Below are 12,344 nucleotides of genomic sequence, written 5' to 3' on the forward strand. Positions count from 1 at the left end.
GCGTGCCGGTGAGCGGCAACTGGCGCTAGCGCCGAGCCGGTGCTGTTGCGGCCAACCTTGGTCCGCTGTCGCAAGTCACCGCTCCCAAGTCGCCGACCACAAAAAAAGCCCCGCAACCGCGGGGCTTTTTGCTGCAGACAAAGCGGCACTGGCCGCTGTGACTTAGGCTTTTACGGTGTCAGCCACATCCTGGTAGTCCTGGATCTGGTTGAAGTTGAGGTACTGGTATACCTCGGCGCCGCTCTCGTTGATGATGCCGATGTTGGCCTTGTACTCCTCGACGGTCGGGATCTTGCCCAGCTTGGAGCAGATCGCGGCCAGTTCGGCCGAGCCAAGGTACACGTTGGTGTTCTTGCCCAGACGGTTCGGGAAGTTACGGGTCGAGGTCGACATCACGGTCGCGCCTTCGCGCACCTGCGCCTGGTTACCCATGCACAGCGAGCAGCCCGGCATTTCGGTGCGGGCACCGGCCATGCCGAACACGCCGTAGTGACCTTCCTTGGTCAGCTGTTGCGCATCCATCTTGGTCGGAGGAGCAACCCACAGCTTGACCGGCAGGTCGCGCTTGCCTTCCAGCAGCTTGGAAGCGGCACGGAAGTGGCCGATGTTGGTCATGCAGGAGCCGATGAACACTTCGTCGATCGGGGTGCCGGCCACTTCGGACATGAACTTCACGTCGTCCGGGTCGTTCGGGCAGGCCACGATCGGCTCTTTCACGTCGGCCAGATCGATTTCGATCACGGCGGCGTATTCGGCGTCGGCATCGGCCTTCAGCAGTTCACCGTTGGCGATCCACTCTTCCATCTTCTTGATGCGACGCTCCAGGGTGTGGGCGTCCTGATAGCCTTCGGCGATCATGTACTTCATCAGGGTGATGTTGGACTGCATGTACTCGACGATCGGCGCCTTGTTCAGGTGCACGGTGCAGCCGGCGGCGGAGCGCTCGGCGGAAGCGTCGGACAGCTCGAAAGCCTGTTCCACTTTCAGATCCGGCAGGCCTTCGATTTCCAGCACCTTGCCGGAGAAGATGTTCTTCTTGCCGGCCTTGGCCACGGTCAGCAGGCCCTGCTTGATCGCGTACAGCGGAATGGCGTTCACCAGGTCACGCAGGGTCACGCCCGGCTGCAGCTCGCCCTTGAAACGCACCAGCACCGATTCCGGCATGTCCAGCGGCATCACGCCGGTAGCGGCGGCAAAGGCCACCAGACCGGAGCCGGCCGGGAAGGAAATGCCGATCGGGAAGCGGGTGTGCGAGTCGCCACCGGTGCCGACGGTATCCGGCAGCAGCAGGCGGTTCAGCCAGCTGTGGATCACGCCGTCGCCCGGACGCAGCGCCACGCCGCCACGGGTGGAGATGAAGGCTGGCAGCTCCTTGTGCATCTTCACGTCCACCGGCTTCGGATAGGCGGCGGTGTGGCAGAACGACTGCATGACCAGATCGGCGGAGAAGCCCAGGCAAGCCAGGTCTTTCAGCTCGTCGCGGGTCATCGGGCCGGTGGTGTCCTGCGAGCCGACGGTCGTCATCTTCGGTTCACAGTAAGTGCCCGGACGCACGCCCTGGCCTTCTGGCAGGCCACAGGCGCGGCCAACCATTTTCTGTGCCAGCGAGAAGCCCTTGCCGGAATTGGCCGGGTCTTTCGGCAGGCGGAATTCGGTGGAGGCTGGCAGGCCCAGCGCTTCACGCGCCTTGGAAGTCAGGCCGCGACCGATGATCAGGTTGATACGGCCGCCGGCGCGTACTTCGTCGAGCAGTACGTCGGATTTCAGGCTGAATTTTTCGACCAGCTGGCCGTCTTTCTCGATCTTGCCTTCGTACGGGTAGATGTCGATCACGTCGCCCATTTCCAGCTTGGACACGTCCACTTCGATCGGCAGCGAGCCGGAGTCTTCCTGGGTGTTGAAGAAGATCGGTGCAATCTTGCCGCCCAGGGTCACGCCGCCGAAGCGCTTGTTCGGTACGAACGGGATGTCCTGGCCGGTAGCCCACACCACCGAGTTGGTGGCGGATTTGCGCGAGGAACCGGTACCGACCACGTCGCCGACGTAGGCCACCAGGTTGCCCTTTTTCTTCAGGTCTTCGATGAACTGCATCGGGCCGCGCTTGCCGTCTTCTTCCGGCGTGAATGCTGCGTCCGGACGGGTGTTTTTCAGCATCGCCAGGTAGTGCATCGGGATGTCAGGACGGGACCAGGCATCCGGCGCCGGCGACAGGTCGTCGGTGTTGGTTTCGCCCGGCACCTTGAATACGGTCACGGTGATCTTTTGCGCGACTTCAGGACGGCTGGTGAACCACTCGGCATCGGCCCAGCTTTGCAGCACGGCCTTGGCATTGGCGTTGCCGCCTTCGGCCAGGACTTGCACGTCGTGGAAGAAGTCGAATACCAGCAGGGTTTTCTTCAGGCCTTCAGCGGCGATGGCGCCAACCTGGGCATCGCCCAGCAGGTCGATCATCGGCTTGACGTTGTAACCGCCCAGCATGGTGCCCAGCAGTTTAGTCGCGGTTTCGCGCGAAACCAGCGGCGACTTCACGCTGCCTTCGGCGACGGCGGCCAGGAACGAAGCTTTGACCTTGGCGGCGTCGTCGACACCAGGCGGCACGCGGTGAGTGATCAGCTCAACCAGTGTCTCTTCTTCGCCGGCTGGCGGGTTCTTCAGCAGTTCAACCAGTTCTTCGACTTGTTTGGCGGTCAGCGGCAGTGGTGGAATGCCCAGTGCGGCGCGTTCTGCGACATGTTGGCGGTAAGCTTCTAGCATGGCTTGGGACCTTTTTGCTGGGGTTATGTGCAAGTTAGTCTGTCGACAGCGGGTGAATGTCTGCCGGCAACCACCCGGCCGCATCGGGACAATGACAGCCGGTCGGGATGGTGAAAGATTACGCCGTTCCTCGGGTGAGCACAAACGAGTAATCGCAACATTGCCTGTGAGATATAATCACACCATGAATGCCTACCCTCCCCTTAACGGATTGCGTATTTTCGAGACGGCAGCAAGGCTGGAAAGCTTTTCTGCCGCGGCCAACGAGCTGCATGTTACCCATGGTGCTGTGAGCAAGCAGATCAAGCAGCTGGAGGACTGGCTGGGGGTGCAGCTGTTCGAGCGCACCGGCGGTCGCGTCAAGCTGACCGACACTGGCTGGCGCTACCTGGTGCAGGTGCAGGATGGCCTGGACCTGATCGCCAACGCCACCTCGCAGCTGCTGCAGCCGGATCGCCAGCGCCGACTGTCGATCAACTCGACGCCGACCTTCGCCATGTACTGGCTGCTGCCGCGACTGGCCGATTTTCGTGCCCGCCATCCGGACATCGACCTGCACATCGTCACCTCCGATCGCGACATCAGTCGGCTGGACACGCCGTTCGACATCGCCATCCGCCGCGGCCCCGGCGACTGGCCCGGCCATCTCGCCAAGCCGTTCCTGGAGGAATGGGAACTGCCGCTGTGCCATCCCGCATTGCTGGAAAAGATACCGCTCACCAGTCCGGCCGACCTCGCGCAGCACACCTTGCTGTACGCCGATACGCGGCCAACGGCGTGGCAGCGCTGGCTGACCCTGGCGGCGGTGCCGGAGCTGAAGCCGGCCAGCCGGCTGCATTTCGACCGCTTTTCGCTGGCGCTGCAGGCGGCGCTGGACGGGCTGGGCGTGGTACTGGGGCCGCTGCCGATGGCGCAGCGCGAGATCGATGCCGGGAGGCTGGTGGCGCCGCTGTCGCTGCCGATTGTGCCGGTGCGGGATTACTGCTGGATTGCACCGCGCGCCGCGATCGACGATACCGCCATCAATGCCTTCTGCCAGTGGCTGGAGCAGCAGGCTGTCATGCATCAATAATGTGCGGATTACCAATTGACAGCCACCGGCGGCGGTCGTCTATGCTGGGGCACACTGTGTAACGGGTAATGACTATGCTTTTCGACATGTGTCACCTGACGGTCTGTCTGGTGGAGCCTTCGCGGGCACAAGGACAGATCATCCAGCATCATCTGCAGGAACTGGGCATCGAGCGGGTCGATCGCGTCGAGAGCGGCGCCGAGGCGCTGGCGCGCATCCATCTGCCGCCGTTGCCGGACATCGTGATCAGCGCGATGTACTTGCCGGACATGACCGGCGCCGAGCTGGTGATGGCGATGCGCGGCGATGAGCGGGTGCGCGAGATGCCGTTCGTGCTGGTTTCCAGCGAAACGCGACCGCAGCAGCTGGATGCGATCCGCCAGGCCGGCGCGATGGCGATTCTGCCCAAGCCGTTTACCCCGGCGCAGCTGGACAAGGCGATCAGCAGTTCGCTCGATTACCTCAATGTCGAAGACACCCGCAGCGAGCTGGAATCGCTGGATCTGTACGCGAAGAAGATCCTGCTGGTCGACGACAGCACCGTGTCGCGCAGCTTCATGCGCAGCGTGCTGGAACGCTTCGGTTTTTGCGAGATCACCGAGGCCGACAACGGCCGCAGCGCGGTCGGGCTACTGGCGGCCGGCAATTATTTCGACCTGATCATCACCGACTACAACATGCCGGAGATGGATGGTCGCGAGCTGATCGAGCATATCCGCACCAGCAGCCAGCTGGTTTCGGTGCCCATCCTGATGGTGTCCGGCGAGCAGGACGAGCAAAGGTTGGCCGCAGTCGAAGAAGCCGGCGTGTCTGCCATCTGCGACAAGCCGTTCGACATCGGCACCCTGAAAAGCCTGATCAGCCAGTTCCTGTAGCGCTGATGGCCGCACCCCGCGCCGCCGGCATGTCGGCGGCGGGTGCCGGGTTCAGCGTGGCGGCACCCACACCAGGCGTTCTGCAGCGCCGCTCGCCTGCCGCCGCCAGTACCCTTCCTTGCCGTACGGGTCGGACTGCACCAGTTCTCCCTCCCACAACAGCCGGCGCACCGGCAGCTCGCCGCGGCGCAAGGCCTCGGCCTGCTCTGCCGGACTGCTGGCGGCAGCCAGCTGGCAGCGCGGCTGCGTCAGTAGTGCCAGGTGGTTGAACAGGCTCAGTAGTGCCGCGCGCCATGGTTGCACCGCCGGGATGTCCGGCAACTGCAGGCTGTCACCGCCACGCAAGGTCAGCGCCAGCACCTCGGCGTTTTGCTGCCACCAAGCGCTGTTTCCCTGCGCAAAGCCGGCGGCCAGCATCAGCACCTGCCAGGTGCCCTCCTCGTCACTGTGCACGTAGGCGCCGCAGTCATCGGGCAACGCGATGAAGCACGCCGCCAGCGGTAGGGTTGGCGCCGCCGGCAGTGCCTTGGGCGGATGTGTCGCCGCCAGCGCGGCGCCCAGTGCCGCATCGCACAGCAGCAACTGGCGGCCGTGACGCACGAAGTGGCCATACGCCTGAGCCAGCAACCCCTCGGCCTCCTGCCGTGTCGCATCCAGCCCTACGCCGCCGGGGGCCGCCTGCAAGGTGCGACGCAGCAAGGCGTCGCAGTCGGCGACAGCGCTCTTGCCGCCATGTTCAAACAGGTGCGCCACCCGCTTGGCCCATGGCCGGCTGGCAGCATAACGAACAGGATGAAACGGAACAGTCACGGGGTGGCTCCGGAAAAAAGGCGCGATTGTAGCGGAAAGCCTGTCACTACGACGCCGCATTGTGATGTCATCTGAAAGCGGGTAAGCTCGTCGTTGCGCTGAAAGTTGCTTGCAATGCTAGGCGCGGACGCCTGCGCACTGGATTGTGCAAGCATCCTTCCCTTGTTTTACAAAGTGCTTTGTGGCCGGCCTCGTGCCGGCTTTTTTTCGCGTGGCGGATGCCGGATTCAGGGAGCAAGCGATGACAACTCTGGGCTTTGTCGGACTGGGGCTGATGGGAGTGCCGATGTGCCGGCGCCTGCTGGCGGCCGGGCATTCGCTGACGGTATGGAACCGTTCCGCCGCCAAGGCCGACAGCCTGCGCGCCGCGGGTGCCGTGGTTGCGGCCAACCTTGGCGAGCTGGTGCGCGGCAGCGACATCATCATGCTCTGCCTGGCCAATGACGAGGCGGTACGGGCGGTATGGCAGGCGGAGGGCGGCATCCGTGCGCAGCTGCGCCCCGGCCAGCTGCTGGTCGACTTCTCCAGCACGTCGCCGGCGCTGACCCGGCAGCTGGCGCAGCAGGCGGCCGAGCACGGTGCCGCTTGGGTCGATGCGCCGGTGTCCGGCGGTGTGCGCGGCGCGGAAAACGGCACGCTGGTGATCATGGCCGGCGGCCTGGCGCCGGATGTCGCCCGCCTGCAGCCCTTTGCCGCCTGCCTGTCGCAGCGGCTGAGCCACATCGGCGGCCATGGTGCCGGACAGGTTGCCAAGGTCTGCAACCAGCTGATCGTGGCCAGCAATGCGATGCTGATCGCCGAAACGGTGCAACTGGCGGAGGCGGCCGGTATCGACGCCAGCCTGTTGCCGGCGGCGCTGGCCGGCGGCTTTGCCGATTCGCTGCCGTTCCAGATCCTGGCGCCACGCATGGCGCAACGCCAGTATCTGCCGCTGCAGTGGAAGGTGGCTACCCTGCTCAAGGACCTCGGTAATGCGCGTCAGCTGGCGGCCGAGCACGATGCAACGCTGCCACTGGCCAGCCTCGCGGCCGACTTGATGGCCCGCCATGCCGCGGCCGGCTATGCCGAGCAGGACCTGAGCACGGTGATAGCCTGCTATCTGCCCGATAGCGAGGTGCGCTGAGATGCCGCGTTTTGCCGCCAATCTGTCGCTGCTGTTTACCGAGCTGCCGTTGCCGGCGCGTTTCGCCGCTGCCGCGGCCGCCGGTTTTGACGCGGTCGAGATCCAGTTTCCCTACGACTATCCGGCGCCGCTGTTGCGCGATGCCGCGGCGGCGGCCGCGGTCGACATCATCCTGATCAACCTGCCGGCCGGCGACCTGATGGCCGGCGGTTGCGGTCTGGCCAGTCACCCGGCGCGCACCGCGCAATTCATGGCGGCGCTGGCCGAGGGCGAACACTACGCGCAGGTGCTGGGCGTGCAGATGGTCAATGTGCTGGCCGGCCGCTTCGACGCGCAGCAGGACGCGGCGCTGACGCGACAGACCCTTGCGGCCAACCTTGCTTTGGCTGGCGAGCGGCTGGCGGTGCATGGTATCCGCGTCACTTGCGAGGCGATCAACAATCTCGACATGCCCGGTTTTCTGGTGAGTACGCCGGCTGAGTTGGCCGCAGTGCTGGCCGAGGCGGCGCACCCCAATGTCGGCATGCAGCTGGATCTCTACCATCTGGCGCGGATGCGGCTGGGCCTGGCCGATACCTTGGCGCAGTACCTGCCGCAGACCGGCCACATCCAGTTTGCCGACTGCCCCGGCCGCCACGAGCCCGGCACCGGCGAGCTGCCGCTGGCACAAATCTTTGCCTTGCTGGACCAGCTTGGCTATACCGGATGGTGCGCCGCCGAATACAAACCGGCCACCAGCACGGCGGATAGCCTGTCCTGGCTGGCTTCTTGGTACTGATTTTTTCGGTTGTTGCGGTGCAGCACAATTAAAAATCAGCTACTTGCCGCTGTTGTTCGCAGAAAACGCTTGCCAAGCGTAATTAATTTCCATAGAATGCGCCCTTTCCTGATTTGCTGAGCGGAAACACCCGCGCCGCCAGCTTCCACGATTTCATCGTATCTGACCGTTTTTGGCTTCGTTTCTCGCCTCGTCCTTTCCGTTCGGACTGCAGTTCGCCGCTTTGTCAGGTTGGTTCGATGACCTGTAACCCTTAGCGGGCTAACGCACCGGCCATAAGCCGGACTGAAAGGATCACCATGCATTTCTCCGATCTCGGACTCCCAGAACCTATCGTTCAAGCACTGACCAAATCCGGCTACGAAAGCCCGACCGACGTTCAGGCTGAAGCCATTCCTGCCGCCCTGCTGGGCAAGGACCTGCTGGTATCGGCACAGACCGGTAGCGGCAAGACCGCCGCCTTCCTGCTGCCAGCCCTGACCAAAATGGGCGAACGCTCCAAAGGTTCCGGCAATGGCCCGCGTGTTCTGGTACTGACCCCGACCCGCGAACTGGCCTCCCAGGTAGAAAAGAACGCCCAGGTTTACGGCGAACACCTGCGCTGGTTGCGTACCGTGACGCTGGTTGGTGGCGCTTCGTTCGGCTTCCAGACCCGCGCCCTGTCGCGTCCGGTCGACATCATCGTCGCCACTCCAGGTCGCCTGATGGATCACATGCGCTCCGGCCGTGTTGACTTCTCCCGCCTGGAAATGCTGATTCTGGACGAAGCCGACCGCATGCTGGACATGGGCTTCATCGAAGACATCGAAACCATCGTTGCCGCCACCCCGGCCGATCGCCAGACCCTGCTGTTCTCCGCCACGCTGGACGGTACCGTTGGCCGCATGGCCGAGAAGATGACCCGCTCGCCACAGCGTATCGAGATTGCCCGCAAAGAAGACGGCGGCAGCATCGAAGAACACCTGCTCTACGCCGACGACAATGCCCACAAGGCCCGTCTGCTGGACGCCATCCTGAAAGAATCCGATTTTGAACAGGCGGTCGTGTTCAGCGCCACCAAGATCGGTTCCGAAGAAATCGCCGACAAGCTGTCGGACATGGGCTACTCCGCTGCCTGCCTGCACGGCGACATGCCGCAGAACTGGCGTAACCGCACCCTGAACGACCTGCGTCGCGGCCGCATCAAGATCCTAGTTGCCACCGACGTGGCCGCTCGCGGTATCGATGTGCCGGCCATCGGCCTGGTGGTGAACTACGACCTGCCAAAACAGGCGGAAGACTACGTGCACCGTATCGGTCGTACCGGTCGTGCCGGCCGTAGCGGCGTGGCGATCACCATCGCCGAATCGCGCGAATTCCACCGCGTGCGCCGTATCGAGCAGTACATCAAGCGTTCGCTGACCGAAGCCGTGATCCCAGGCCTGGAGCCGACCCGTCGTCCGCCAAAAGGCCGTCCGGCCGGTGCCCGCAACAACGGCCCGCGTCGTGGTAGCGGCGGTGGTTACGGTGATCGCAAGCCGGGTAGCGGTGGCGGTTACGCCGGTCGCAGCAGCAGCGGTCCACGCCGCAGCGGCAGTGGTGGCGGCAGCAGCTACAGCGGTAGCCGTGCCCCACGCGCTGAATAAGTCGACATGAAAAATCCCCGATGCCTGCATCGGGGATTTTTTCGTTTGCGGCCAACCTTGGTCGCCCTGGACTGACGGTGTCGTCTCAGTGGTGCGCAGTGTGCGACTTGTCGGAGTACATCTTGCGGTCGGCGGCGCGCAGCAGCAGTTCCGGCTCGTCGCCATCCTCCGGATACATTGCCACGCCGATGCTGGCGGAGACGCGATACAGCGCGCCCTCATCGCGCACCGGCCGGTCGATGGCCATCTCCACCTTGCGTGCCAGCGTCGCCAGGGTCAGCTCGTCGCTGACCTGCGGAATCAGCAGCACGAATTCGTCACCCCCGACCCGCGCCACGGTGTCGGAGCGGCGCAGCAGGGCCATCAGCCGGTCGGCCACGGTTTGCAACACCTTGTCGCCGGCGGCATGACCGTAGCGGTCATTGACCTGCTTGAAGCGATCCAGATCGACGAACATCACCGCAAACTGCTGGTGCAGACGTTCCGCGCGGCGGATCTCCTGCCCCAGCCGGTCGAACAGCAGGGTGCGGTTGATGCAGCCGGTCAGCGCATCGTGCGAGGCCTGATACTGGATCAGCTGTTGCGATTCCTTGGCGTCGGTGACATCCATCAGCACGCCAAACAGTAGCGGCTCGCCCTCGCGCTCCACCACTTGCGCGCGCAGCGCCAGCCAGCCGTAGCCGCTGTCGCCGTGGCGCAGGCGCACTTCTACGGCCAGTGGCGTGCGCTGTTGCAGGCTGTGCTGCAGCGCATCGCGCCAGCGCTGGCGATCCTGCACCAGCATCCGGCGCTCCACCTCCACCAGCGGCAACAGCGGGCGCGGCTCGACGGCCAGCAGGCGGCAGGCCTCTTGCGACAGCGACACCTGTCCGTCCTGCGGTGCATAACTCCAGTGCCCCAAACGGGCCACCTGCCCCGCCAGTCGCAGCCAGCCCAGCTGTTCCTCCATCGCCTGCTGGGTCTGCATCGCCTCGTCGGCGGCCAGCTTGCGCTCCACCACGACCGCCGTCCAGCGCGCCAGGTGCTGCACAAACTCGGTGTCGGCACTGGAAAACGGTGCGCGCGGTGCGCCGGCGCAGAACGCCAGCGTGCCAAAGATGCGGCCCTGCACCAGCAGCGGTATGCCGATGTAGGCGCGGAAGCGGAATTCGCGGTAACAGGCGCTGTCGGCCAGTGCTGTTTCCAGCACGTCGGGCAGGCATAGCAGCTGGCCGTTCTGCAACGTGCGTTCGCAATAGGTCAGGTCCAGCGGCAGGGACTTGCCGCGACTCAGATCATTGCCGGCGTGGCAGGCAATGATTTCCAGTTGCGTGGCCTTGCGCTGGGCGACAAAGGCGATTTCCATGCCCAGCGCCGCCGCGCCGGCGGCCAGTGCGCTGTCCAGCCGGTGCAGGCGGTCTTTCTCGCTGGAGGCAGCCAGATCGGAGAGAATTTGCAGATAGTGTTCGCGCTGACGGCGCTTCTGCTCCTGCTCGTGCCAGTCCTGCAGTGGCACCAGCCGGTAGGCGGTCAGCGTGTTTGCCTGCGGGCCGGGCAGCAGGCCGAACAGGCGCGAGTCCAACTGGCAGGGCAGCATGTCTGCCGGCAGTGGCGCGCCCTGCCACTCGCCGGCCCGGGCAAGCGGTAGCGCCATGCCGACGCTGGCCGCCTCGCCCAGCAATTGCCCGGCCGCGGAATTGCAGGCGCGTAGCCGCTGTTGCGCATCGAGTACCAGCCAGGGCGCGGCCGCAGTGTGCAGTAGCGTCAGCAGGCCATCATCAAGCACGTTCTGCATATCCGTAACCCGAGAAAAAGTTTTGGCATATTACGGATATGTCATAGTGATAACAAGATTTCTATAGCAGCGGCTGTATCAGTCGTAACAATAGTGTTGCAAACAGCGCGGCGACGGCGTCGTCCAGCATTACGCCGAAGCCGCCGTGCACGTGGCGGTCCAGCCATCGGATCGGCCACGGCTTGACGATGTCGAACAGACGGAAGGCGGCAAAAGCCAGCAGCCACCACAGTGGCGTGGCCGGCACCAGCGCCAGCACCAGCAGCATCGCCACGATCTCGTCCCACACGATATGACCGGAATCGGCGACACCCAGCGCGCGGCTGGTGACGTCGCACAACCAGATGCCGAGCAGGAACAGCGGCAGCGTCAGTAGTGCCAGCGCCCCGCCACTGACGCCCAGCCACAGCAATAGTGCGGCCAGCGGCAACGCCGCCAGTGTGCCCCAGGTGCCGGGCGCGGGTGTGATCAGGCCGCTGCCAAAGCCCAGTGCCAGGAAGTGCGCCGGGCGCGCCAGCAAAAAGGCGCGATCCGGTTTACGCGAAGTGGTCATAGCCCAGTCTTTCCAGTGTCACGGCGGTGCCGTGACCATCCAGTAGCCGCAAACCCGGCTCGGTCACGATGCGGCCAACCTTGGTCACCGTCACGCCGGCCTGGCGTGCCGCAGCCTCGACCTCGGCGGCCCGTGCCGGGCTGGCGGTGAAGCACAGCTCGTAGTCGTCACCACCGGCGGCAATGCAGGACAGCAGCTGTGCGCGGGCGCCGTGCAGGGCCGGATGGGTCGGCAAGGCGTCCAGCCAGACCTCGGCGCCGCAGGCGGAGCGATCGAGAATATGGTGCAGGTCGGCGGCAAAGCCGTCGGAAACATCCAGTGCCGCATGGGCGATGCCGAGCAAGGCCCGGCCCAGCGCCACCCGTGGCTGCGGCCATTCCAGCTGCCGGCGGCATTCGGGTGGCAGATCCAGGCTCAGGCGGCCGAGGCGCTGTTGCAGTGCGGCGGCCGCCAGTCCCAGTTCGCCGGACACCCAGATGTCGTCGCCAGCCTGTGCTGCATCGCGGCGCAGCGCCTGGCCTTGCGGCGTTTCGCCGAAGATGGTCACCGACAGCGTCAGCGGGCCGCGGGTGGTGTCGCCGCCGATGATACTGACGCCGTGCTCTGCGGCCAGCCCGAAAAAGCCGCGCGCGAAGGCTTCCACCCAGGCACCGTCCAGCTGCGGCAGTGCCAGCGCCAGCACCGCCCAGCGCGGCGTGGCGCCCATCGCCGCCATGTCGGACAGGTTGACCGCCAGCGTCTTGTGGCCCAGCGCCTCGGGATCGACATCGGGGAAGAAGTGACGCCCGGCCACCAACATGTCCACCGACACGTGCAGGTCGTGGCCGGGGCTGGGGCGCACGATGGCGGCATCGTCGCCGACGCCGAGCACGGCATCCGGCGCGGCCTGGGTGAAGTGACGGCGGATCAGTTCGAATTCATTCATGGCGTGACAAATAAAAACACCCGCCGTGGCGGGTGTGACATGGAAGCAAGCAGCG

Annotated in this window: 10 protein-coding genes; 5 read left to right on the top strand and 5 right to left on the bottom strand. The window is 64.8% G+C overall.

The window, feature by feature from the left end; all coding sequences use genetic code 11:
- Positions 1-162: 162 nt before the first annotated feature.
- The gene (gene acnB, locus C8E02_RS04965; RefSeq protein ID WP_120809882.1) at positions 163-2,754 is read right to left on the bottom strand and encodes a bifunctional aconitate hydratase 2/2-methylisocitrate dehydratase; all 2,592 of its coding nucleotides are present in this window, start codon (positions 2,752-2,754) and stop codon (positions 163-165) included.
- 184 nt (positions 2,755-2,938) lie between these two features.
- Between acnB and gcvA the strand changes: the two genes are divergently transcribed.
- A complete protein-coding gene (gene gcvA / locus C8E02_RS04970) occupies positions 2,939-3,826 on the top strand; it encodes a transcriptional regulator GcvA (RefSeq protein ID WP_120809883.1) in 888 nt (295 codons plus the stop codon).
- 68 nt (positions 3,827-3,894) lie between these two features.
- Complete coding sequence (locus tag C8E02_RS04975) at positions 3,895-4,701, top strand: response regulator (RefSeq protein WP_245961070.1); 807 nt, start codon at positions 3,895-3,897, stop codon at positions 4,699-4,701.
- Positions 4,702-4,752: 51 nt separating this feature from the next.
- Here C8E02_RS04975 and C8E02_RS04980 read toward each other — a convergent pair whose 3' ends face one another.
- Positions 4,753-5,511, bottom strand: coding sequence for a hypothetical protein (locus tag C8E02_RS04980; RefSeq protein WP_147424447.1), 759 nt, complete (start codon positions 5,509-5,511; stop codon positions 4,753-4,755).
- 241 nt (positions 5,512-5,752) lie between these two features.
- Here C8E02_RS04980 and C8E02_RS04985 point away from each other — a divergent pair, with 241 nt between their 5' ends.
- The 3 genes from C8E02_RS04985 (at position 5,753) to C8E02_RS04995 (ending at position 9,037) form a co-directional block, all read left to right on the top strand.
- Positions 5,753-6,634, top strand: a complete 882-nt coding sequence (locus C8E02_RS04985; RefSeq protein ID WP_120809886.1) for an NAD(P)-dependent oxidoreductase — start codon at positions 5,753-5,755, stop codon at positions 6,632-6,634.
- A gap of 1 nt (position 6,635) precedes the next feature.
- Positions 6,636-7,412 (top strand): hydroxypyruvate isomerase family protein, encoded by a 777-nt coding sequence (locus tag C8E02_RS04990; protein ID WP_120809887.1) that lies wholly within the window; start codon positions 6,636-6,638, stop codon positions 7,410-7,412.
- A gap of 299 nt (positions 7,413-7,711) precedes the next feature.
- Positions 7,712-9,037 (top strand): DEAD/DEAH box helicase, encoded by a 1,326-nt coding sequence (locus tag C8E02_RS04995; RefSeq protein ID WP_120809888.1) that lies wholly within the window; start codon positions 7,712-7,714, stop codon positions 9,035-9,037.
- An 85-nt stretch (positions 9,038-9,122) separates the two neighbouring features.
- On the opposite strand, the gene C8E02_RS05000 is transcribed toward C8E02_RS04995, so the two are convergent.
- The 3 genes from C8E02_RS05000 to thiL form a co-directional block, all read right to left on the bottom strand.
- On the bottom strand, positions 9,123-10,811 hold the full coding sequence (locus tag C8E02_RS05000; protein ID WP_120809889.1) for a sensor domain-containing protein: 1,689 nt from the start codon (positions 10,809-10,811) through the stop codon (positions 9,123-9,125).
- 61 nt (positions 10,812-10,872) lie between these two features.
- Positions 10,873-11,364 carry a phosphatidylglycerophosphatase A family protein gene (locus C8E02_RS05005; RefSeq protein ID WP_120809890.1) on the bottom strand — a complete coding sequence of 164 codons (492 nt, stop codon included), beginning with the start codon at positions 11,362-11,364 and terminating at the stop codon, positions 10,873-10,875.
- Entirely contained in the window at positions 11,348-12,289 is a 942-nt protein-coding gene (gene thiL, locus C8E02_RS05010; protein ID WP_120809891.1) for a thiamine-phosphate kinase, read from the bottom strand. The genes C8E02_RS05005 and thiL overlap by 17 nt, the downstream gene beginning before the upstream one ends.
- Between the last annotated feature and the right edge of the window lie 55 nt (positions 12,290-12,344).

The sequence above is a fragment of the Vogesella indigofera genome (assembly GCF_003633895.1).
In the GTDB taxonomy this organism is placed as follows: Bacteria; Pseudomonadota; Gammaproteobacteria; order Burkholderiales; family Chromobacteriaceae; genus Vogesella; species Vogesella indigofera.